Genomic DNA, 23028 nt, shown 5'->3' with positions numbered 1-23028 from the left:
GGTTATGGATGGAAATGAAAAACTTCCAATAACATCTTAAATTGACATACAAGGATTTTGACTGATTAGTAAAATGTGGGAAAAATGAATCTGGTAAAACTTGCATGCATACTAAAAATATTACAATTCTAATGAGTACTTACTTCTCTGAAAATAAGGGATTATGAAGAGAATTCAATTCAAAACAGCATAATAAATTGGATTTTTTGAATCTTAAACCTAGAAAAATGTAGGTTGTGAAAAAGTGTATAGTTGTGGAGAGACAGCGAGTTGTCACTTAAAATAGATCAACTAGGATTCACGTTTAAATCATCATCTATCTGTTGAATGAGGGATTGGGTTTTTTCTCTTAATGGGAAAAAGTGCTGGTAAAATGAAACGGAAATTGTAAAAATATAGAGGCTGCTCGATTGATAGTGATAAAATATCCCCACAATTAGGGATTGATATTGGATCAGTAATCGTGGACTTTTGAATCAGTCAGATTAGTCGCTTTTGAACCTTCGACGGCTACTTAAGTGAGCGATCTGATTTCTGAATTTCAAGCAATACTTATTTAATAATCAAAAGAAAATGAAATCATTATACAAAACTTTAACTTTCTTCATACTATTAATTTTATGTCTCTCTACCCATGTATTTGCACAGAAATCTCTTCAAGATATTGCGGAGCTAAATGACAAAAAATGGGATAAGCTTGTCAAAAACTACCGAAATTACAGCAACTCGATAGATCAGCTCCAAGGCTTACTCAATGAAGAGCTCCTAGAGGAAGAGAATTTACCAAACCCTAAGAAAATTGGTGTTTTATCCATGCAAGTGTGGGATTACTCAGTAACAAATTCCTCCAAAGTGGCACAAACCACTGTGTATCAGAAAAATTTTCTAACACCGGAAGGAAGCAATCTTGTGGCAGATCATTTCTTGGAGTCTATTCTTCCCATATTTCAAGATCAATTCCAAGCGAAGGGGATAGCGCTAGTAGAGCCTAGTGAGTTTCTCACAGATGAGGAAAAGCGAAAGATTTATGAAGAAGGAGGTAGTCGGATAGAGACTAGCGGTTTGGTCAAGACACTCGGTTCTATTACCTCTTTCCTATACAATTCAGAAATGGGAGAAGGCTCAGTTGCCGCATCAGGCTATGAGTTTTATCCAATCAGTGTTGTGAATATGTCAACAGACTTCAAGGCGCCGGCCACACTTGGATTGCTTGTTGAAGATTTGGATTTAGATGCCGTATTGATTCTCTCAGTTGGAGTAAGCCTTGTCAAGAACGGACGAAGTATGGTATTGCATAAAATTGAAGCTGCGATTGTCGGCCCTATAGATGATGACCAATCCAAGGAGTACAAAGGGAGAATTGGGGCAGGTATGATGAATATGTACAGAGATGGTTTGAACTACAGTTCTGTCATGCTTGAGGTAGAGCCTTTTGAAGTCGCCAAAATCAACAAATCAGAAGGATCAATTGAAGAATGGCAGTTGGACGGACTTGATGTGGTCAGCAAACGAATGGCAGCTGATCTGATTAGGGGTATGGAGAAGTTTATTGCTCTGGATAAGTCGAAAGATTAATTCTTTCTGAACCCTTACTTGCAAAACATGTATGATAGAATCTGGGGTAAAATCCCAGATTTTTCTAAGTAACACCTTGCAAGGACCTATAAATTAATGAGTTGGTTAGAAATTGAAAACTTGACCAAGCCTACTAAGCTGTTTTGATGAGTTTTTTTGAATAGATTTTTCTTATGACTTTCTACCGTATGCCTGCTGATGAATAGCTTATCGGCGATTTCCTGGGTGGTGAGCTCTTGAATAATCAATTGGAGTACATCTAGTTCCCGCTCACTCAGCGATTGAAGGATTTCATGCTTTTTGTTTTGGAGTTGGAAATTTGATCTGAGTTTTCCGACAATTTGGTCACTATAATAAATGCCATCATCGAGGACTCGGTTCACAGCATTCACCAGCTCTTCACTTGTATTTTCTTTGAGTAAGTATCCTTCTGCATCTGCCAAAATGATTTCTTGAACATAGTGGTCGTTGTCATGCATGGATAGGATGATGACCTTGGTTTCTGGGTGATTTTCTTTTACCCACTTGGTCAGTTGTAGTCCATCCAGCTCTGGCATACTGATGTCTGTGATAATTAAATCTACAGCGGTTGCGGATAGAAATTCCTGTGCCGATTTACCATTGGTAAATTTGCCTATAAGTTGAATTTCCGAAATTTCGTGGAGTAGCATTTCAATGCCTTCCATCACAATGGGATGATCATCTACGAGGATTGTTTTTACTTCATTCATGAGCTATTGGGGACTGTGACCAAAAGATCAGCACCTTGGTCAGAAGGGTTCAATTTGATGGTGCCACCTAGAAATCCCGCACGGGTGGTCATATTCTGCCAGCCGATCCCGGTACTATTATGCAATTCCTTTTCAGAAAATCCAGGGCCATTGTCACGATAATTGATACTGAGTGTCTGATTGTTTTCCTGAATGGACAGTTCAATTTGGGAAATATCACCGTGTTTTAAGCCATTATTTACCAGTTCCTGGATGATTCGATAGAGATGGACTTGGTTTTCTTTTTTCAATCTAAGGACGAATGAGGCTAGAGTTAGGCGAAAATCAATCTGATGTGTTTTATTGATCAGTTCTTCCATTTCTTCCAATGCCTGAAGCAGTCCCTGGCCCTCAAATTTTTTGGGCATCAGGTTGTGGGAAATTTGACGAACTTCCTGAATGGAATGACTTAATAAGCCCATTGACTTTTCTTTGGATCGCTGTTCATCTTCTGAATCAGGGTTTTTGCCTAGGCTTCCAACAAATATTTTAGCTGCAGTGAGGCTTTGACCCAATCCATCGTGTAGCTCCCGGGCTATACGTGAGCGTTCTTTTTCTTCAGCTTCGATGACCGCTTTCAGGCGATTTTTCTCTTCCGCTGCTTTAAGGTCTTGGATTTCGAGCTGCTTGCGGTATCGACTTCTGTTGTACCACAATCCCCCAACTAGCAAGATCAAAATAAAACCACCTGCTGAGATAAAAAGCTGCATCCGATTGATAGCTCTTTGTTGGGCTATATCTGCCTCTTGCAGAGCGATTAGTTGCTCTTTTTTCTCGGTCTCATAGCGCACTTCCATTTCCGAAAGACTGGTAGCTTTTTGTGCATTGAAAATGGAGTCGGTGAGTTTGTTGTAGTCTTCAAGGGCTTTAAAACCCTCCTCCTGATCCCGTAAAGCTATTTTGCTCAAAGCAAATGTCATCAAGGCGGAGGAATTTGCAGATTTTACTTGAAGAGAATCCGAGATGAGTAGCGATAAATCTGCTAGCTGAGCGGCTTCTTCGAACCTCCCCGTTTTCAGGTAGAGATTTGCCAATTCCGCATAGCGGTTCATCAAATGGGATTGATTTACAAATTCCTTGGACAGGGCAATTGCTTGCAAATAAAGAGACTCAGCTTCTTTGAATTTTTTCTGACGCTCTAGGTTGCCCGCCAGGCCTGAATAGGATTTTGATTTTTCGATATCATAGTCCAAGGCGTCGGAAATCTTGAGGCTTTCAAACAAGATAGAGTCAGATTTGTCATATTCTTCCAATTCTGTGTAGATAAAAGCAAGGTTGCCTAGGGATGTCATGATATCGATACTGTCCGGAATAGCTCGCCGGAGATCATGCGCTTCTTCACCGTAGGTTAAGGCCTTTTCAAAATCACCTAGGGATTGATAGATCAGCCCAATGTTATTGGAGACCATAGCTTTGTCGTAGAGATTCTCTTCGAGATCATAGGCTTTTTTAGCTTCATAAAAATGCCCTAGCGCCTCTGTCAATAGGCCTTTGTTCCAATAATACATCCCAATATTGTTGTCGAAATGTGCAAGTTGAAGATCCTGACCAGCTAGCTCTGCTAGAGCACGACCTTTTCTGTAATACCAAATGGTGGAGTCGGGCCTGTTTGACTCGAAGAAAACCACCCCTTTGATTCGGTAGGTAATGATTTCTCCCAAAGTATCTTGGTATTTGATAGAGATCTGTTCTGCCTTGTTGACATAGTTTAATGCAGAATCCGTGTTTTCTTGTGCGTAATAAAAGGCAATTCGGAGTAAATCTAATACCTGGTCTTTTTCTTCTAAAGTTTGTAGGTTTTGGAGGAGTGAATCCGGATATAGATGTACTTGAGCGTTGGCTTCAAAAAAGGTCAAAAAGAAAAGGAGCAACAAACAAAGCTTCATAGCCGAACATACTAAATACCTTTTTCACATGAAATCCAATGGGAGATTATTTGATTTTTATAGAATGATGTAAGTGATGCAGTCGGTAATATTTTTCCAGCTGAAATGGACGAGTACCAAGTCACTTTATTTTGATAGATATTGCTAAAAAAGGTGATCATGGATAAATTGAGTGTTACAACAGTCTTAAATAATCATATTTGAGTTGTTTAGATGTTAAAATTATCTCATCCTATCTTTAATTCCTTGCCGTTTGTGGATTTCCATATTTCTACATGGAAAATCTGTCCCACTGCTGAGTCCTAACTTTTGTGGTTTTCTATTCTTGTGCTGGGGCCGCCGAAGCTATTTTTCTTCAATAATTAGGCCAGGAGCCCAATTATCATTAAACATAGGGGGTTGATCAAATTTTCTAGAAGTACTTGGGGCGGAATGATGTTTTGGCTCCGAAATCCAATTAATTTTCAAGCTTGATTCAATCAGTATCTATGAAAACGACTATTGTACTCCATTTACTTTTGCTGTCTACCATATCTTTTGCCCAGCAAAGACCTACAGCGGAGAAGCCAAATGTGATTATCATCCTGACGGATGATCAGGGATATGCCGATGTAGGCTTTAATGGAAGCACCGAAATTCCTACTCCTAACATTGATCGCATCGCTAATAACGGGGTGGTTTTTACCTCAGGCTATGTGACCTATGCAGTATGTGGACCTAGTAGAGCGGGATTACTGACTGGTAGATACCAGGATAAGTTTGGCTTCTCAAAAAATCCACTGATGGCACCCAAGGATTCCCTAATGGGGCTTCCGCTTAGCGAGGAGACGATTGGAGCTGCCATGAAAAAAGCTGGATATTCCACGGTTGCTTTTGGAAAGTGGCACATGGGCGTTCACCCAAGTTTGAGGCCTAATAAAAGGGGTTTTGATGAGTTTTATGGATTTTTATCCGGGGGACACAAGTACTTTCCAAAGGATTTTGTCTTAGCAGACATAGAGCAATCCAAATCGCAGTACGATGCTTACAATACAAAATTACTTAGAAACACTGAGCGCGTGGAAGAGTCAGAATATCTCACAGATGCCTTGTCCCGTGAAGCAGTTGATTTTGTTGAGAGGCATCAGAAAGAGCCCTTTTTAATGTATTTGGCTTACAATGCTCCCCATGCTCCTATGGAAGCCACAGAGGAATATCTCAACCGATTTTTACACATCAAAGATCTCAAACGGCGCACTTACGCTGCCATGGTCAGCGCAGTGGATGATGGAGTAGGTGAATTGCTGGATAAATTGGAGGAATTGGATATTGACGAAAACACGCTAGTATTTTTCTTGTCTGATAATGGAGGTCCCACTAGCCATAATGCTTCGGATAACAGTCCGCTCAGAGGATTTAAAGGTGATTTTTTTGAAGGAGGTGTCCGAGTCCCTTTTGCAGTGCAGTGGAAAGGCGTGATCCCTGCAGGCGCAACTTACGACTACCCGGTAAGTTCATTGGATATTTTTTCTACTGCGGTAGCTTTGGCAAAGGTGACCCCAAAAAACGAACTTGATGGAGTAAACCTGATTCCATACCTGACTGGCGAGGACAAAGGAGTTCCTCACCAAGAACTCTACTGGAGAAACTATAATGCCAATAAATTTGCGATCAGAACATTGGACAGCAAGCAAATTATGGAGAGGGAAACAACCTATCTCTTTGACATTCAAAAAGACATTGCTGAAAAGGTGAATTTAGCCTATGGTCAGAAAGATCGTGTGAAAGCAATAGAACACCTGATCAAGGAATGGGAAATGTCCCTGATGGATCCTGTTTTCATGGGTTTATCTGAGGAGAAAAAATACTCAGAATTGCACCCGGATAGGTTTGATAAATAACACGGAAATCCGGAATGATGAAAGTGAAACAATAATGTGACAACTAAAATCAGGTAAGGTCAAATCGTCCACAGACTACGGTCCACAGACCACTGCTTCCTTTTCATAACTGCATACCTTATTTCATTTGGCTAGAGATTTGATTGCGGATATATGCAATTTGAATACCTGCTCTCCAATTCTAGATTAAATAAATGCGTTAAATGCGCTAATTCAAGCACTTTTAACGCATTTCGAGAAATGTATTCCCTACACTTAAATCACTTTACTTAATCGTCAATTTTTTAAATTCCTTGGTAAGATTGGTTAACGATTCTTCTACTCCCATTCTTTCTAAAGAGGAAGCACCAACGAATCCATGAACATCAGCTTTCTCTAAAACTTCACGAACGTCTTCAGGTGTGTTGATAGGGCCACCATGCGCTAGGAAAAATAAATCTGGATTCACAGCTTTGGCCGCAGCCACAATCTCGTTCGTTCTCGCTACCGCATCATCCATGCTGCAGCTCGCGCCAGTAACTCCGATAGAACCTCCTACTGTGGTCCCGACATGGGAAATAATCGCATCTGCACCAGCTTCTGCCATTTGACGAGCTTCTTCAGCAGTAGCGACATAGACAATAGAAAAAAGGTCCATCTTATCGGCAATTCGTACCATTTCCACTTCCTTTTCGAAGCCCATTCCTGTTTCTTCCAAAACCTGACGGAAATGTCCATCCACGATAGAATGCGTAGGGAAATTATTAATTCCAGAGAAACCCATTTCCTTCACTTTCAGCAGGTGGTGCCAAATGCGTCTTCTCGGGTCTGAACCATGAACCCCGCAAATGACAGGAATCTCTTCTACCACAGGCAGCACTTCAAACTCACCGATTTCCATGGCTACCGCATTCGCGTCACCATACGCCATCAATCCAGCTGTGGAACCGTGTCCCGACATTCTGAATCTTCCGGAGTTGTAAATAATAAGCAAATCAGCACCGCCTTTTTCAATAAATTTGGCTGAGATGCCGGTTCCCGCGCCTGCTGCTATGATAGCTTTCTTCTGGGCTAAGGTTGCTTTTAGTCGATCTCTTACTTCCTGTCTGGTGTAGGGATTTCCCTTTCCTGTCCATGGATTTGGCATATTTTCTACTTTATCGTTTTTTAACCGCAAAGGCCGCAAAGTTTTTCGCGGAGGGCACGGATTTTACAAATTTATTTCAAATTATCCTGCTTCTTGTCAGGTTGTCCTGCTTCTCCAGAAGCTGGACTCTATTACTGATTTTTCTAGGTCTATCACCTAATTACAAGGTCTCGATTTTTATCTCGCAGACCGAAATTAATCCATACCCTCGGTCTGTGCATGCCTTGCCGGTAGGCAGGTCTTCACAGACCGAAACATACAACGACTTCTATTTCATCAGCTCTATCAATGTTGTCACCGCTTTCTCAGCAAATTCTTTTTCATTGATATGTAAAGCCAAGTTTATAAAAGCGATATCCGAATTCAAATTCTTTTCAATTGAATCTGAAAGTATATGGTTTACCTCAGGATTATAAAACACATTTCCCTCAGCATCAATTTGCGAAAGCCCTTTCTCCGGGAAAAGAACTTCCGTCGGACCTAATCCTTGATTTAATTTATTGGCAAGTATTTCTCCTAATGCTTTATTTTCTTCTTCATTTGTTCTCATCAGGGTAACTGTTGGCACCCAACTATACAATTGACGCTTTTTATATTTATTAGGCACTGATTCCAATGTTCCAAAATTGACCATATCCATGCAACCGGGAACTACTACTTGAGGGATTCCCATTTTAGTCGCAGCTTCTAGTCTTTTCGGTCCCGCAGAGCAAACCCCGTTGCAAAGTTCATCGGCCAATTCCGTGGTAGTTATGTCCAAAATACCGGAAAAACAACCTTCAAGAGTTAGGCTTTCCATGGCTTTTCCTCCCAAGCCATTGGCATGAAAAGTCATCACTTCATAGCCTTTGGCCTCCAGCAAATCAGTACAATGATCTACACAGACACTGGTGTTTCCAAACATGCTAATGGCAATGCGCTTAGAAGTAGTTGCGTTTTCCGGAATAATCACGCCGCACATCGCTACAATCGCAGCAGCAGCCTGCTGGATAATTGGTTTGATGATACTATTAAGTGCTGCTACATCCACCACGGAGGGCATCATTACAATGTCCTTCACACCAATCTGATCTGAGAGGTCCTTGCTGGCCAAGGTGGAAATACAGATTTTCGGCATTCCTAAGGGAAGTTCTTGCATGGCCTTTAACGTAACGTAAGTGCCACTTCCACCGCCCATTCCGATCACTCCGTCAAATTTTTTCTGGTCTTGAAGGTTTGCTAAAACTTTGGCTGCTCCTCGACCCATGGCCTCCATGGCATTGCCGCGATCGTTTTTACTTCGGATAGCTTCAAGATTTCCGCCGGCGATTACACACACTTCATTAGCCTCCACTTCTATTGGAAAGAGCGCTGTCGACCCCATTACGCCTACATTCACCGCAATTACTTCTGCTCCCTGTGCTAGGAGACATTTTCTTAGAAATGCGAAAATTTCCCCTTTCGTGTCAAAACAGCCAAGCATCAAGATGGTAGGTTTTTGGGTCATGATTCTCTTATTTTCTTGTGTCTCAAGTCTTCGGTCTTCCGTCTTTTTACTCCACTTCAAGAAATTTAAAGCTCCCTTTCTTTACTTCCAAAAGATCCGGTTCGTTTCCATTTTTGACAAATTCCAGTTCTATCAGTGCACTTTTTCTTGGTGAAACACCTTCATCTGAGTTGTGAGTGTGGAGGACATATTTCATTTTGCCCTTCGCGTCAATGAAATAATCTCCGTGTCCTGAGCCGTTGATTCCTGCTTCAGCTTTGTCGAAAATAGGGTTGGTCGGACTTTTTCTCCAAGGCCCCATAGGACTTTTACTGACAGCATAACCCACCGAATAATCTGGATTTCGGAAGTCATTTGCAGAATAGATGAAGTAATACAACCCCTCATGTTTGATGATTGCTGGACCTTCAGAAACTGTCCAATCCACATTTTGAGTGTTTTCCCAAGGCTCTTCCGCATGGAAACAATAGGTTAACGTTTCCTCTTTAATACCGGAGAAATCATCTTCCATCTCTGCTACATACAAGCGATTCCCTTCAGTCAAACGCACGTGGTACATATACTTTTTCCCATCGTCATCTATGAAAATATAAGGATCAATTTGCTTCACAGGAGCTTCCAAATCTTTCTTTACCGTTTGGGTAAATGGTCCTAACGGACTATCAGAAGTTGCAATGGCAATATGCTCATTAGCCGTGTAAGCCATGTAAAACTTCCCTTCATACTCGAAAACTTGCGGTGCCCAAAATCCAATATCCCCATAGGATTCGCCCTTTTTGAGTGCATAGCCATCATTTTTAACCGAGCGTTTCCAGGATTTTAAGTTTTTGGAAACATAGACCTCAAAACCCAGGTTCTTATCATTCCCGCTGGTACCATAGAGGTAATATGTCCCGTCATGATAGAAAATCGTGGGGTCGGCCAGTAGAATTGGGCCTTTTTTAACTGGAGAAAGTAGAGCTAGACTAAGCCAGAAAAAGCTTAGTAATAGTTTAGTATAAAGCATGTTGATGAAACCTAAATACTACTTGGAAGCCCATTTAACTGCATTTCTGATTAAGGTTTTATACGCTTCCAGGTTGTGGGCAGCCCCGTCATGGCCCAAAGCAATTCCTACAATTTTAGCTTTCGCATGTTTTACAATAAAGACAGATGGAAATGGGTCCTTACCTTCTGTACTTGCCTCAGCCAACACTTCTATCCCAGGACCTTTTGAATCAACTTGCTGATAATACAATTCATCTTTTAAGGAAAAATGAGAAGGTACTCCCTTCGTTACCGGGTGCTTTTTGTCGGTTAAATCAACATTAAACTCACCATATCTATCATGTCCTCTAGACCCTCCGCTGACTAATTCAGTGTTAAATTCTGGCCAGTCTCTCCAGCTGTACCACATTCCTGCGTGAGCTAGGACTATTCCTTTTCCAGCATCAGCAAAGGCGAAAATTGCTTCTCTCGTAGCAGGGTCTGGAATAGGTTTATTATTGGCGATGAATAAAACGTCCATTTCAGGCAATAAATCGATGATCTTGTCAGTGTCTTCAGTATAAATAACATCTGCAAGTCCACCCTCCGCTAAAGTGACCAAATCGGTTTCTTTATACCATTTGATAAAATCGTGAGCATTTCCCCCTCCGATCATTAGTACCTTAATGGCCTTCTTTTTAGGAGCAATATTGTTGGCTGCTGTAAGATTTAAAATCACTCCAAAAGTCAGCAAAAATGCGGCACTGAGCTGAAAGAAGGATTTACAGTTCATTTTAAGGTTAAAATTCATAATTTTTAGGTTTGAGTTTTGTTAATGTAACTAGTCAACTAATATCGATTTATAATTTCTTCAAATAAAGCCGTTCATCAATCTTTGCTTTTATTAGCTGATTAAAGGCAGGCTTGACAAATAATTCATAAGTTTAAATAAACTAATCGAATGAATATTCTAGGATTTTTACTTTTATCAATCTACTCATTCTTTCCGCCACACAAGGAATTTGCAGAATCCTTTTCCTCTACCGGTGACACCATAACCTACACCAACCCAGTTTTCGAACCCGTCTTGGCTGACCCTACTGTGGTAAAATTCGGCAATGAATTTTACGCCTACGGCACCGAGGACAATTGGGGTGAAGAGGGAGGCTATCACTTGGTTCCTGTGATCAAATCAAAAGACTTGGTAAACTGGGAAGTAGTGGGCAATTCAATGGACAAAAAGCCTGACTGGAAAGAAAGAGGAGGAATCTGGGCTCCTGACGTCTCTCAAGTCGGAGATCAATTTTACATGTATTATTCCTTTTCCACCTGGGGAGATCCTAATCCCGGAGTAGGACTGGCTATTTCAGAAAAGCCGGAAGGTCCATTTGTGGATCAGGGAAAAGTATTTGATTCCAAAGAAATTGGCGTAGCGAATTCCATTGACCCATTTTATATAGCGGAAAACGGGAAGAAATACCTGATGTGGGGAAGTTTCCACGGATTATTTCTTACGGAACTGACTGCCGATGGCAAAAAGCCTGAAGGGCAAAAAATCCAAGTGGCAGGAAATCATCTGGAAGCGGCTTATATCTATAAAAGAGGGGGATATTACTACCTTTTTGGCTCTGCAGGAACTTGCTGCGAAGGAGCCAACAGTACCTATAGAGTGCTGGTGGGACGATCAGAAAATCTAGCGGGTCCCTATTTGGATCAAGCTGGAAAAAGCTTGATGGATGAAAACTCCGGCACTTTGGTAGTTGGGGCAAATGCCAGTAGTCAAGGCTATGCAGGCCCCGGACACAATGCTGAAATCGTGACAGATGAAGAAGGTCAGGATTGGCTTCTTTACCATGGCATGGCTAAGCAAAAGCCAAAACTGAATAACGGTACCAATCGCAGGGTTTTACTTTTGGATAAGATAGTCTGGGTAGATGGCTGGCCTAGGGTAGCAGGTCGAGAACCAAGCACCAGTCCTCAGGAATCTCCAGTGATGGAATAGTGCTTCAAACAAGGGTTTTGAGGAAGAGGCAGGATGAATTTGGTAGCTTTTAGTTAGCAAGGAATTCAAAAGAAAATCAAATAGTATGGGGATTAATGTTTTCATTCTAAGCCTACAGTCTTAACTTTAAGGGTTATAGTGAATTGATTTTATTAACATTTACCCAAACCTATTATGAAAAAGACCTACTCCATTAACACGACCAAAATTAAGCCTAGTCTAAAGCAAGGCGTAGCAATTTCCGGAAAGTTCATTGCGCCAAAACCGAGTAAGAATGGTAAAAAACCTCTTTAAATCCTGTTTTTTACTTAGTCTGACTTATGGACTGATTTCATGTAATCCTGGCACCACTACTGATCAATCGGTTAATTTACTCGATCGAATTCCCACTGAAAATACCAATCAATTTTACATCAGCAATCGGGCACCATTGGCGCCCAGTGCGCTGATCAAGCTTCCCGTAGGATCCGTAAAGCCAGAGGGATTTTTAAAAGAATACCTCATTCGACAGAAAAACGGGCTTACCGGAAACCTCGGGGAGATTTCAGCTTGGCTCCAAAAAGAAAATAACGCTTGGCTTTCCAAGGACGGAACCGGCGAATGGGGATGGGAGGAAGTTCCCTACTGGCTGAAAGGCTACGCTAATATCGGCTACATCATGGAAGATCAGGCCATGATCGATGAATCCATGATTTGGCTGGAAGCTGTTCTGACCAGTCAGCGGGAAAATGGTGATTTTGGACCGAAACTCATGGATGGAGATTATCCTGATTTCTGGGCAAAAATGATCATGCTGTATTGCCTGCAGTCCTATTACGAGCATTCTCAGGATGAGCGTGTCATCACGCTGATGACCAATTATTTCAAGTATGAACTGACAGTTCCAGATGAGGAATTTCTGGAAGGGTACTGGCAAAGACTGCGAGGAGGTGACAACCTTCATAGCGTGCTGTGGCTATATAACCGTACTGGAGATGAATTCTTACTGGAATTGGCAGAAAAAATCCACCAAAACACCGCCGACTGGAGCGGCAGGGACCTGCCCATAGAGCAGGTAAAAAATTACTACGAAGTGCGGGATGGTGGAGAAGTACCGGATTGGTATAGAGATCAGGTGGACTGGCACAACGTGAATCATGCACAGGCTTTTCGCGAGCCTGCTCAATATTACTTGCTAAGCAAAGATGAAAAGGATCTTCAGGCTACTTACGAAAACTTTGAAATTATTCGGGAGCATTTCGGTCAAGTACCGGGTGGAATGTTTGGCTCGGATGAAAACGCAAGGCCAGGCTATGCCGATCCGCGCCAAGGCGTAGAAACCTGCGGTATGGTAGAGCAGATGAATTCTGACGAGCATTTGCTGAGGATTACCGGTGACCCATTCTGGGCAGATCATGCCGAGGAAGTTGCGTTTAACACCTACCCTGCTGCTGTGATGCCTGACTTCAAGGCTTTACACTACATCACTTCTCCCAATATGGCTTTGCTGGACGCAGAGGATCACTCTCCGGGAATTGCTAACTCTGGCCCTTTTCTGATGATGAATCCTTTCAGCTCTCGTTGCTGCCAGCATAATCATGCGCAGGGATGGCCGTATTTTATAGAAAATCTCTGGATGGCAACTCCTGACAATGGCGTCGTAGCGGCAATGTATGGAGCGAGTAAAGTGACAGTTAAAGTTGGTGATGGTACTGAGGTCAACATCGAAGAAACAACACACTATCCATTTGAAGAGGAAATCAAGTTTTCCCTAAGCACAGAGAAGCCGGTGGAATTTCCACTTTATCTGCGTATTCCAGCTTGGGCAAAAGGAGCATCTATTTCGATCAACGGAGAAGTTGTAAAAGAGAATATTTCAGGAATTGGCTTTGCACAAATCAGCCGAACTTGGGCAAATGGAGACCAGGTTTCACTGACCCTTCCAATGCAAATCCAAACCAAAATCTGGGAGAAAAACAGCAATAGCTTAAGCGTAAGCCGTGGTCCTTTGACTTATTCGCTCAAAATCCGGGAAAAATATTTCAAAAAAGACAGTGAAGAAACCGCACAATGGGATTCCAAATGGCAGAAAGGAGCCGACACTAAAAAGTGGCCTTCTTGGGAAATCCATCCCGTGACGGATTGGAATTACAGTTTGGTCGTGGACGAGAATGATCCCGCATCTTCTTTCGAAGTGATGAAGGGCCACTGGCCAAAGTCAGATTTCCCTTTTTCCCTGGAAGAGGTTCCTATTAAAATGGTTACCAAAGCCCGGCAGATTCCAGAATGGCAATTGGATGAGCATGGATTGGTTGGGGAGTTGAAGGACTTACCAAAAACCTCAGATCAGCCAGTGGTTGATGTGACTTTGGTGCCAATGGGAGCCGCAAGATTACGCATCACCGCATTTCCGCACTTAGAAAACAGCCCAAAAACCAATGAATAGATTTCTAGTTATAGCCACTGCGTTTTTCCTGATCTTAAGAATACCGCAGACGACTTTCGCCCAAAACCGAACTTTCGACAATCCAGTTTTGGCAGGAGACCGTCCAGATCCCACAGTAATCAAAATCGGGAAATATTATTACGCCTCCGCTACTTCCAATGAGTGGGCACCACTTTTTCCCATTTTCAAATCCGATGATCTGGTGAATTGGGAACTGGTAAACTATGTGTTTCCAGATGGGGCTCCTGCCTGGGCCAAGAACAACTTTTGGGCACCAGAGCTTTCTTATGATGAGGATCAAGAAAAAATCTATGCCTATTACACCGCAAGAGATAAGGAGAGCAATCGCCTGAGTGTGGCGGTAGCCAGCGCAGATTCACCATCTGGTAAGTTTACCGATCACGGACCTCTGGTGGCTCAGGAATATGGTTCTATAGATGCCTTTGAAGCTAGGGATGAAAACGGTAAAATCTACGTCTTATGGAAAGAAGATGGGAATAGCAAAGGTCAGAAAACGCCAATTTGGGCGCAGGAAGTAAATGAAGAGCGAACCGAATTGGTCGGAGAGAAACATGAGCTTTTCCGAAATGATCAGGCTTGGGAAGGTGGACTGGTAGAAGGTGTAGCTATTTTCCAGAAAAACGGCTATTTCTATGCGACGTATTCTGCACGTGGATGTTGCGAGATTTCCTGTGATTATGTCACTGGAGTGGCTCGAAGCAAGTCATTGTTAGGTCCTTGGGAAAAGTACGAGATGAACCCTGTGTTGAAAGACAATGACAACTGGAAATGTGCCGGTCATGGGACTGTGGTGGAGAAAGACGGGGATTTTTGGATGCTTTACCATGCCTATAATACAGAAGGATCTGTGTATGTGGGTCGCCAAGGGGTTTTGGAAAAGATAGAATGGACGGCTGATAACTGGCCAATTTTAGCCAATAATGCTGGTTACGAACGAAGTAAAGCCTCGCTGGAATTCACGGATAATTTCAAAAAACGACTGGATCCTATCTGGCAATGGCGTGTGACTCAGGATATTCAATACGAAACAGGTAAAAAAGGACTGAAACTTCAGGCTTCCGAGGAAAATGAAACCTTGGGGACGCTCTTGGTGCAGGGCACTAAATCACTGGATTATCACTATGAAGCCACAGTAATTCCTGATGCAAAAGCTGCTGCTGGACTAGCGGTAATCGGTGGAGCAAATAACGGCTTCGGTGCTCCTCCTGCTGGAATGGGTATTTCCGTAAAAGGAAATCAACTGATGCTTTGGGAGACGATCAACCAAAAAACCAAAGAAATTGCCACTGTTACAATTCCATCCAATAAGCAAGTAAAGTTGATTTTGAGCATGAAAGATGGCTACAAAATGACCACCTCAGCAATTGTGGACGGTGAAACAATTCAAGTTGGAGATACTCAGGATGTGAAGCATTTGGTGCCTTGGGGAATGGGATTCCGGTTGGGTTTAGTGGCTAAAGGAGCTACAGATTCTTATGCGCATTTTAAGGAAGTGAGGATTTACTAGTAGAAGAATAGGAAACTTGTAAGGAATTTTTACAAGTTTGGAGCTCGGCAAGTTTGATGATTGTATGGAAATTGAAAGCAGACATAGCGGATTACTAAAAGCAATTAGATCCATCCTGAGCGAAGCAAGACAAAAAGCAGTCAATGCGGTTAACTCCGCTATGGTGTTTGCTTATTGGGAAATTGGTAAACGAATAGTAGATGAGGAACAAGAAGGCAAAGACCGTGCTGATTACGGTTCATTTTTATTGCAGCAATTAGCCGAAAACCTCACAGTGGATTTTGGGAAAAATTTTGATGCTAGGGAATTGAGGAGAATTAGGCAATTTTACTTGACTTTCCCAATTCGGGACACAGTGCGTCCCGAATTGAGTTGGTCACACTACAGACTAATAATTAGGATCGAAGATGATCGTGTACGAAAGTTTTACATACAAGAATCGATTTCTCAGGGCTGGAGCACAAGGAAGTTGGATAGAAATATTAGCTCCCAATATTTCCAGCGCATTTTGTCAAATCAAAAATTAGCAGCGGAGAAAAGTTCAAAAGACGAAGGAAATCAACTTGATTTCATCAAAAACCCATACGTTTTGGAATTTTTGAAACTGCCTAGTGATTTAGCCCATAAAGAAAAGGATATTGAAAAAGCAATAATTCAGCATTTACAATCTTTTTTATTAGAAATGGGGAAAGGGTTTGCATTTGTGTCAAGACAAAAACTCATCCGTACCGAAACATCAGATTTCTTTATCGATTTAGTGTTTTACAATTACTATTTAAAATGTTTTGTGATTGTAGATATTAAAGCTGGGAAATTAACACATCAGGATATCGGGCAACTTGATATGTATGTGAGAATGTTCGATGATTTGGAAAAAACTGAAACAGATAATCCTACGATTGGCATTCTATTATGTGCCGATACGGACAATGTAGTAGCCAAATACTCAGTGCTGAATGATAACACTAAGCTTTTTGCCTCTAAATATCAATTATATCTACCAACGGTAGATGAATTACAGAAACTGATAGAAAATGATATTGAAAGTTTGAGTTATAATACTGATTGACCCTAATATGGTAATTCTTGCAAATTATTTTGAAGCTCAAACATAGAGATTCTCGAAACCAATAAACCTCAATACCTATGAAGAAAACTCTCTTAATTGGCGCATGTCTGCTTTTTGCGCAGCAGATTGCGACAGCCCAAACCTCCTCCTACAAACCTGTAGAAGGGAAAATCATGACTGAATGGGCTACTCAGGTCACTCCTGAAAACGTGCATCAGGAATACCCAAGACCACAGATGACCCGAGAAAATTGGGTAAACCTGAACGGACTTTGGGACTATGCGATCAAACCAAAAGGACAGGCAATTCCGACTGATTTTGACGGTGAAATACTAGTTCCCTTCGCCGTGGAATCCGCGCTTTCGGGTGTTGGCAAAACTGTAGGCAAGGACAATGAACTGTGGTACAGCACCACCTTTGACCGACCAAAGAAATCTTCGAAAGATCGGGTTCTATTACATTTCGGAGCTTCAGACTGGGAAACTGAAGTTTTTGTAAACGGTCAAAGCGTAGGAATCCATAAAGGCGGATATGATCCTTTTGAATTTGATATCACTGAGCAGTTAAAAAATAGCAAGTCGAATATGCTACAGGTACGCGTATGGGACCCAAGTGATGATGGACCTCAGCCTCGTGGTAAACAAATCAATAATCCTCACGGCATTTGGTACACTCCTGTGACCGGAATCTGGCAAACAGTGTGGTTAGAAACTGTCCCCACTGCCTATCTCTCTGAGCTGAGAAATGCATCCGATATTCAAAGTAAGCAGATTTTGGTCACACCTGAAGTGAATGGGGCAAGCGAAGGCCAGCAAGTGAAAGTTACTGCCTGGAAGGACGGAGCTATGCTCGCCGAGCAAACGGTCAAACCCTCCGAAACTGCGAAACTGACAATCAAAGGTGCAGAACTTTGGGAGCCAGGAAATCCGGTTCTATACGATCTTAAAGTAGAATTACTGGATGGCAAAAAGGTGTTGGATGCAGTAGGAAGTTATGCGGCTTTGCGAGAAATCAGCATGGCTCCGGATGAAAACGGGATCCAGCGTATGATGCTCAATGGTGAATTTTTATTCCAATATGGTCCACTTGATCAAGGTTGGTGGCCGGACGGTTTGTACACGGCTCCGAGCCATGAAGCCATGGTTTTTGACATACAGAAAACTCAGGATATGGGCTTCAACATGATCAGAAAGCACGTGAAAGTAGAGCCTGCAACTTGGTATCATGCCTGTGACAAAATGGGAATGCTGGTATGGCAAGACATGCCGAGCGGAGACATGGGAAATGGCTGGGAGATGAAACTTGCTGTGTTGGGAAGTGGAACAGACCGGGACAGAACGCCTGAGTCGGAGGCGATTTTCCGCGAAGAATGGAAAGAGATCATGGATGATTTCTATAATTTTCCTTCCATCGTAGTTTGGGTGCCTTTCAATGAAGCTTGGGGTCAGTTTAAAACCAAGGAAATAGCCGATTGGACCAAGAAACACGATCCTACAAGGTTGGTAAATAGTGCAAGCGGTGGAAACTTTGAAATGGAAGGAACCAAAATCGCCGGTGACATCATCGATTTGCACAATTATCCAGATGCAAAAATGCCTGACCCAGGAATTTATGGAAAAGACAACATCCTCGTTTTGGGGGAATTTGGCGGGTTGGGACTTCCTGTGGATGGACATGTTTGGCAGCAAAAAGACAACTGGGGTTATCAGAGTTTTAAAAATCAGGATGAGCTCTACAATCGCTATGCAGAGCTAATCACCCGGTTGGGAGAATTGGTGGAAGCGGGACTTTCGGCGGCTGTTTACACACAGACCAGCGATGTGGAAGTGGAAACCAATGGACTCATGACTTACGATAGAAAAATCATCAAATTCGATGTGTCAAAGATGAAAAGCATACATTCCCCACTCTATAAAAAGTAAGCCGAATGAATCATCATTTCAACAAAATCCTTGGCGCAGCAGCATTGGGAATAGTACTTTACAGCTGCGAAAGTAAACCAAAAGAAGAAACTAAAGCCGGAGAACCAGCCCAAGAGCAGGTTTTTGGTACAACCTTTCAAAATAAAAAAGTGGAAACATACGAGATCAAAAATGCCAATGGCATGAAAATGAAAGTCACCAATTTCGGTGCAAGAGTAACCCATCTCTGGGTTCCGGATAAAGATGGAAACCTGGTAGATGTAGTCCTTGGGTTTGAGACCTTGGACGAGTACACTAAAAGTAGTGAGAAGTATTTCGGTGCTGCGATCGGTCGTTATGGTAATCGCATAGCCGACGGGAAATTCACGCTGAATGGGGAGGAATATACTTTGCCTCAAAATAACAATGGACAGACGCTCCATGGTGGACCAGGTGGAATGGACTTTGTGATTTGGGATGTAGAGAAATCCGGAGAAAACGGACTGATTTTCAGCTATACTTCACCAGATGGAGAAGAAGGATTCCCTGGAGAACTCAAAGTGAAAATGATCTATACGCTGACAGATGACAATGAATTCAAGGTCACGTATGAGGCGGAAACAGACAAAGCCACTCCGGTAAACTTGACTCACCACTCCTTCTTTAATTTGAATGGTGCTGGAAATGGTGATGTGCTAGACCATACATTGAAGCTGAATGCGAGCAAATACACTCCAGTGGATGAGGTGCTTATTCCTACTGGAGAAGTGGCATCTGTGAAGGAAACTCCTTTTGACTTTACTACTGCAACCAAAATCGGTGACCGTATAGATCAGGATAATCAGCAGTTGAAATTCGGTGGTGGATATGACCACAACTGGGTGCTAGACAAATCCGGAAATGAATTGACTGAGGCAGCAGTAATTTCTTCACCTCAGACAGGAATAGAAATGGAAGTTTGGACTACCGAACCTGCCATTCAGTTCTATAGCGGAAACTTTCTGGATGGAACAATCACCGGAAAAGGTGGAAAAGTTTATGAATTGAGATCTGCATTCTGCCTGGAAACCCAGCATTATCCAGATTCTCCGAACCAAACTAACTTCCCCTCCACGATTTTGGAACCGGGTAAACAATACGAACAGACTTGTATCTATAAGTTTGGTACAAAATAAAAACAGAAAGCCATCTCGGGAGACCGGGATGGCTTTAACTTTTAGAAGAAATAGCTAATTCCCTCTTTTTTCTCCAAATCAAAGTAATGTAGGTCAGGTCTGTCAATACGATAATCAGTCCCATGATCAGGATAATGATATGTGTTCCACCAGCTGTTTTGGAACCGATCAGACCAAATAACAAGGTAGTAGAGAAGGTCCCGATGCATTTTGGAATAGCAATAAGTAGAGATTGGCCTTTAAGGTTTTCTCTCCTAAAATACATCCTGACAAAAAGAAAGGACATCAGGAAATTGATCAGATAGCCTACATATAGGGCCCCATTTACAACTCCCAGCCATTGAAATGCAAGATGTTGAACCAAAAAGCATAATGCCAGAAATGCCAGTCCTTGGGCTAGAAATCTTTTTTTGCTATAGTTGACTTCAGTCGGGCCAAATTTGAAGTAGGTGTATAGGATTCCTAGATCCAGCAAGACCCAGAAGAAGTTCGCGATGGTGGACACATGATATCCAAATACCAGATATCCCTGGTAGGTGTAGTAGATTTCCCAAGTGAAATTTAGTGCCAAAGTAAGAAAAGGGATTCCATAGGACTGATCTCTCAAGCCAACTCTCAATGCTTCTATGTAAGCGATAATCCAGCCTAATCCGCAAATTGCGATAAATATGGAGCTTGTGGTCATGGTTTAGTTTGGAGTCGAGAATTTTTCTTACGGTGAAAATGAAGGTGTCCAAGGGTAAGGTATAGTACTTTCCTTAAAAAGTACAGGCAAATATAGTTCTCATGCTTAATTAATCCGGAATATGCCGTGGCATTTCTACTGCAGGCATTAATTGCTTAAAAATCTTTCATAGCGATGGCATTTTTTATCCATTCCGGGTGGATGATTCACTCCATAGGTGCCTGGCCTCTGATACAAAATAAACCTTTCGATTAATCTTAAATAGATCTATATTATTAGTCCGTGCTAAAGTGAAAGCCATCTGAAATAGTACGGGGATTAGCAGTTTTTAGCCTGCTGAATCCAATAGCACTTCATAGCTTATACTCATTTTAAGAGTACAGGCTCTACAGTATAGCCCAGCAAACGGAGTTGATTAATGAGTCCGCAATCATACATTAGGTGGCTTAGACCTACCGCTATAAAGCAATTTTCCGTTTGAAGATTTTCTACTATTTGTGTCATCCATTTCTTGTTTCGATCTGTGAGTATTAGCGCATTGGAGCAAGCTTTGTCAAATTCGTAATCCATATCCATTTGCCTGTACCAGGCGATTTCCTCACATAGCTCATCCGAACTAGCTGAAAATCTAGCGATCATATTTGCAAGCCTTCTTTTGTGTACTTTTCGGGGCATTCCCCGCAGGTCTTCATTGATTAGGTATAGCTGATCTTCCGTAGTTTCCAGACCTTTGACTTCCATTTGGTTTTTTGCGGCCAAGCTTCCGATATAATCATCAAGAGAAAAGTAGTCAGCGTCAGGAGCCTTTCTTACACATATAGATTCTTTGTACTTGCGGCTCAGTAGGGCATACAGTTCAGCGGGAGTCACTTTATGTAAGTTTAGCGCAGTGGAGGATAGTAGATCTTGCACAAAATCAAATTCCTCCTTGTCCAGATACCTGCCCCATTTAGTTTCTGTTGTTCTTTGATTAATCAGATCCTCTGCCAATTGACCCGGTATATTTAGATTTTCTTTGATCAGCACACTGGAGGAGTTTAATGCTTCAAGAGCAGGAGCTAGGGAGTCAAAAAAAGCTTTGTCCAATGCGTGATGCGTTCCAAAAAGATAGGAACTGCGATTTTGACCTGATTTCGTCACCTTGAACATGACGGTTCCGGGCTTTGAATCTGGTTTGGTCAAAGAAATAGCTTCGCTTTGGAATACTATGAAAAATAAAAGTGTCAAAATCTGAGTTATAAGCTTCATCATCGTTCCTAAATTACATAGTTGAACACATCTTTTGTATTTTCCTCATCATCTGATCAATTCCTATATCGAGTCAAATGAACATATGAAATCGGGCTTGATGAGAACTACACACCAGGTGAAGGTTTTTTCTTTGGCGAGATGCCATCCCGTATCCTTCATCAGGGGATGGGTTATGGCCTTTAAAAGACAAATTAATCATATGAAAAGTATTTTTCTTACAAAAATGCTTTTCTATTTCGGTACAGAGAAAAGCTGATTTTTGTCAGAAATGGCACTTTTTCAAACCGCTGAGCATTTTCAACGTGGATATTCTAGTAGATTTCCACCAATTTTATGAAATCAATCAAGTAGACTCAATCTGCTACAACTAGCAGCTCCATATTATGCAAGATCAAGTAAGCAATTTTCTGATCCAGTTGCTTCAGGCCGGGAATAACTCCAAGGGATTGAATTGGCTGGAAAAGCAAACCCAAAAAATCAGCTCCGAACCTGTTCCTGCCAAATTGTTTTTGGCATTTAGTCAGGCTTCTAGGTTTTTCAAGAAAGAAAAACTCGAACTTTCAGTAAAACAGCTAGAACAAGCAGATCAGCTGTGTTCTGGATTTGAGCCTAATTTTTGGGATGAGCTACAGACTGCCAGGGCGGTCCTATTATTAAGTTATAAAGCTGAAAAAGAGACTTGGTTTAAAACTGTAAATCAACTCTTTGAGACCGCAGACATGTATGAGCATCAAGCGCTTTTTGCGGCTTTACCTGTTTTGCCGTTTCAAGAAGATTTGATTCCAAGAGCAATTGACGGCTTGCGTACTAATATTTCATTGGTATTTGATGCAATCGCCCTGAATAATCCATTTCCGGCAAAGTACTTTCCAGAGGCAAACTGGAATCAGATGATTCTGAAGGCGATTTTTATGCAGCGGCCGCTTTATAAAGTCCAGGGATTGGAAGAAAGGAGAAATCCGGATTTGGCGGCAATCGCGAGGGATTTTGCACATGAACGCTGGGCTGCAGGCCGCGACGTGATGCCAGAGATTTGGAGATTGGTGGCTCCTTTTGTTGATGAAATGTTTATGTCTGATCTGCAAAAAGCCCTGGAGAGCCAAGATGAGCTGCAGATGAAAGCAGTGCTTTTGGCCTTGCGGGAATCTGCTTATGGTCCGGCAGAAAAACAGTTGGAGCAATTTCCTGAATTGGTGGCTAAGCTGGATATGGAAGCCAAAGCTTGGAAAAGCATAGGGGAGGAGTTTCAGCAAACTCGGGTTTAATCCTTAATTTTACATCACTTCACATTAAAAATCAGATA

At 42.0% G+C, this 23028-nt stretch carries 17 protein-coding genes; 9 read left to right on the top strand and 8 right to left on the bottom strand.

Features of this window, described 5'->3' with window-relative positions; translation table 11 throughout:
* The first annotated feature begins 573 nt into the window (after positions 1 to 573).
* Positions 574 to 1575: a hypothetical protein gene (locus PBT90_RS18035; protein WP_264807890.1), complete on the top strand. Its 1002-nt coding sequence runs from the start codon at positions 574 to 576 to the stop codon at positions 1573 to 1575.
* An 86-nt stretch (positions 1576 to 1661) separates the two neighbouring features.
* Here the strand turns inward: PBT90_RS18035 and PBT90_RS18030 are convergent, their stop codons facing one another.
* Together PBT90_RS18030 and PBT90_RS18025 are read right to left on the bottom strand one after the other, a co-directional pair.
* Positions 1662 to 2306, bottom strand: a complete 645-nt coding sequence (locus PBT90_RS18030) for a response regulator transcription factor (RefSeq protein ID WP_264807889.1) — start codon at positions 2304 to 2306, stop codon at positions 1662 to 1664.
* A complete protein-coding gene (locus PBT90_RS18025) occupies positions 2303 to 4231 on the bottom strand; it encodes an ATP-binding protein (RefSeq protein ID WP_264807888.1) in 1929 nt (642 codons plus the stop codon). The genes PBT90_RS18030 and PBT90_RS18025 overlap by 4 nt, the downstream gene beginning before the upstream one ends.
* Before the next feature lie 488 nt (positions 4232 to 4719).
* Here PBT90_RS18025 and PBT90_RS18020 point away from each other — a divergent pair, with 488 nt between their 5' ends.
* On the top strand, positions 4720 to 6111 hold the full coding sequence (locus PBT90_RS18020; protein WP_270130506.1) for a sulfatase-like hydrolase/transferase: 1392 nt from the start codon (positions 4720 to 4722) through the stop codon (positions 6109 to 6111).
* 265 nt (positions 6112 to 6376) lie between these two features.
* Here PBT90_RS18020 and PBT90_RS18015 read toward each other — a convergent pair whose 3' ends face one another.
* The 4 genes from PBT90_RS18015 to PBT90_RS18000 all read right to left on the bottom strand — a co-directional run bounded on the left by PBT90_RS18015 (position 6377) and on the right by PBT90_RS18000 (position 10500).
* Positions 6377 to 7267 carry a phosphoenolpyruvate hydrolase family protein gene (locus tag PBT90_RS18015; protein ID WP_264807886.1) on the bottom strand — a complete coding sequence of 297 codons (891 nt, stop codon included), beginning with the start codon at positions 7265 to 7267 and terminating at the stop codon, positions 6377 to 6379.
* Positions 7268 to 7505: 238 nt separating this feature from the next.
* Positions 7506 to 8723, bottom strand: a complete 1218-nt coding sequence (locus PBT90_RS18010; RefSeq protein ID WP_264807885.1) for a Tm-1-like ATP-binding domain-containing protein — start codon at positions 8721 to 8723, stop codon at positions 7506 to 7508.
* Positions 8724 to 8769: 46 nt separating this feature from the next.
* A complete protein-coding gene (locus PBT90_RS18005) occupies positions 8770 to 9729 on the bottom strand; it encodes a glycoside hydrolase family 43 protein (RefSeq protein ID WP_264807884.1) in 960 nt (319 codons plus the stop codon).
* An 18-nt stretch (positions 9730 to 9747) separates the two neighbouring features.
* A complete protein-coding gene (locus tag PBT90_RS18000; protein ID WP_264807883.1) occupies positions 9748 to 10500 on the bottom strand; it encodes a ThuA domain-containing protein in 753 nt (250 codons plus the stop codon).
* 150 nt (positions 10501 to 10650) lie between these two features.
* On the opposite strand from PBT90_RS18000, the gene PBT90_RS17995 reads away from it, so the two are divergent.
* The 6 genes from PBT90_RS17995 to PBT90_RS17970 all read left to right on the top strand — a co-directional run bounded on the left by PBT90_RS17995 (position 10651) and on the right by PBT90_RS17970 (position 19789).
* On the top strand, positions 10651 to 11691 hold the full coding sequence (locus tag PBT90_RS17995; protein WP_264807882.1) for a family 43 glycosylhydrolase: 1041 nt from the start codon (positions 10651 to 10653) through the stop codon (positions 11689 to 11691).
* Between the two features lie 274 nt (positions 11692 to 11965).
* A complete protein-coding gene (locus tag PBT90_RS17990; RefSeq protein ID WP_264807881.1) occupies positions 11966 to 14116 on the top strand; it encodes a glycoside hydrolase family 127 protein in 2151 nt (716 codons plus the stop codon).
* Positions 14109 to 15644: a glycoside hydrolase family 43 protein gene (locus tag PBT90_RS17985; RefSeq protein WP_264807880.1), complete on the top strand. Its 1536-nt coding sequence runs from the start codon at positions 14109 to 14111 to the stop codon at positions 15642 to 15644. Before PBT90_RS17990 ends, PBT90_RS17985 begins: the two co-directional genes overlap by 8 nt.
* Before the next feature lie 64 nt (positions 15645 to 15708).
* Complete coding sequence (locus tag PBT90_RS17980; RefSeq protein ID WP_264807879.1) at positions 15709 to 16713, top strand: PDDEXK nuclease domain-containing protein; 1005 nt, start codon at positions 15709 to 15711, stop codon at positions 16711 to 16713.
* A 77-nt stretch (positions 16714 to 16790) separates the two neighbouring features.
* Positions 16791 to 18635 carry a glycoside hydrolase family 2 protein gene (locus tag PBT90_RS17975; RefSeq protein WP_264807878.1) on the top strand — a complete coding sequence of 615 codons (1845 nt, stop codon included), beginning with the start codon at positions 16791 to 16793 and terminating at the stop codon, positions 18633 to 18635.
* Between the two features lie 5 nt (positions 18636 to 18640).
* Entirely contained in the window at positions 18641 to 19789 is a 1149-nt protein-coding gene (locus tag PBT90_RS17970) for an aldose epimerase family protein (protein ID WP_264807877.1), read from the top strand.
* A 34-nt stretch (positions 19790 to 19823) separates the two neighbouring features.
* Here the strand turns inward: PBT90_RS17970 and PBT90_RS17965 are convergent, their stop codons facing one another.
* Positions 19824 to 20474, bottom strand: a complete 651-nt coding sequence (locus PBT90_RS17965; RefSeq protein ID WP_264807876.1) for a transmembrane-type terpene cyclase — start codon at positions 20472 to 20474, stop codon at positions 19824 to 19826.
* A 366-nt stretch (positions 20475 to 20840) separates the two neighbouring features.
* Positions 20841 to 21725, bottom strand: coding sequence for a TraB/GumN family protein (locus tag PBT90_RS17960; protein WP_264807875.1), 885 nt, complete (start codon positions 21723 to 21725; stop codon positions 20841 to 20843).
* Positions 21726 to 22108: 383 nt separating this feature from the next.
* Between PBT90_RS17960 and PBT90_RS17955 the strand changes: the two genes are divergently transcribed.
* The gene (locus PBT90_RS17955) at positions 22109 to 22990 is read left to right on the top strand and encodes an EboA domain-containing protein (RefSeq protein WP_264807874.1); all 882 of its coding nucleotides are present in this window, start codon (positions 22109 to 22111) and stop codon (positions 22988 to 22990) included.
* Positions 22991 to 23028 lie beyond the last annotated feature (38 nt).

This window comes from Algoriphagus sp. TR-M9, from assembly GCF_027594545.1.
GTDB lineage: Bacteria > Bacteroidota > Bacteroidia > Cytophagales > Cyclobacteriaceae > Algoriphagus > Algoriphagus halophytocola.
The sequence above is the reverse complement of the archived record's forward strand: the minus strand, read 5'-3'. Positions and strand labels throughout refer to the sequence as shown.

Coding starts and splice junctions, on each gene's coding strand:
- PBT90_RS18035 (WP_264807890.1), top strand. CDS start 574: ATGAAATCATTATACAAAACTTTAACTTTCTTCATACTATTAATTTTA.
- PBT90_RS18005 (WP_264807884.1), bottom strand. CDS start 9,729: ATGCTTTATACTAAACTATTACTAAGCTTTTTCTGGCTTAGTCTAGCT.
- PBT90_RS17970 (WP_264807877.1), top strand. CDS start 18,641: ATGAATCATCATTTCAACAAAATCCTTGGCGCAGCAGCATTGGGAATA.
- PBT90_RS18010 (WP_264807885.1), bottom strand. CDS start 8,723: ATGACCCAAAAACCTACCATCTTGATGCTTGGCTGTTTTGACACGAAA.
- PBT90_RS17990 (WP_264807881.1), top strand. CDS start 11,966: ATGGTAAAAAACCTCTTTAAATCCTGTTTTTTACTTAGTCTGACTTAT.
- PBT90_RS17965 (WP_264807876.1), bottom strand. CDS start 20,474: ATGACCACAAGCTCCATATTTATCGCAATTTGCGGATTAGGCTGGATT.
- PBT90_RS18030 (WP_264807889.1), bottom strand. CDS start 2,306: ATGAATGAAGTAAAAACAATCCTCGTAGATGATCATCCCATTGTGATG.
- PBT90_RS18020 (WP_270130506.1), top strand. CDS start 4,720: ATGAAAACGACTATTGTACTCCATTTACTTTTGCTGTCTACCATATCT.
- PBT90_RS17980 (WP_264807879.1), top strand. CDS start 15,709: ATGGAAATTGAAAGCAGACATAGCGGATTACTAAAAGCAATTAGATCC.
- PBT90_RS17975 (WP_264807878.1), top strand. CDS start 16,791: ATGAAGAAAACTCTCTTAATTGGCGCATGTCTGCTTTTTGCGCAGCAG.
- PBT90_RS17955 (WP_264807874.1), top strand. CDS start 22,109: ATGCAAGATCAAGTAAGCAATTTTCTGATCCAGTTGCTTCAGGCCGGG.
- PBT90_RS18025 (WP_264807888.1), bottom strand. CDS start 4,231: ATGAAGCTTTGTTTGTTGCTCCTTTTCTTTTTGACCTTTTTTGAAGCC.
- PBT90_RS18000 (WP_264807883.1), bottom strand. CDS start 10,500: ATGAATTTTAACCTTAAAATGAACTGTAAATCCTTCTTTCAGCTCAGT.
- PBT90_RS17960 (WP_264807875.1), bottom strand. CDS start 21,725: ATGATGAAGCTTATAACTCAGATTTTGACACTTTTATTTTTCATAGTA.
- PBT90_RS17985 (WP_264807880.1), top strand. CDS start 14,109: ATGAATAGATTTCTAGTTATAGCCACTGCGTTTTTCCTGATCTTAAGA.
- PBT90_RS17995 (WP_264807882.1), top strand. CDS start 10,651: ATGAATATTCTAGGATTTTTACTTTTATCAATCTACTCATTCTTTCCG.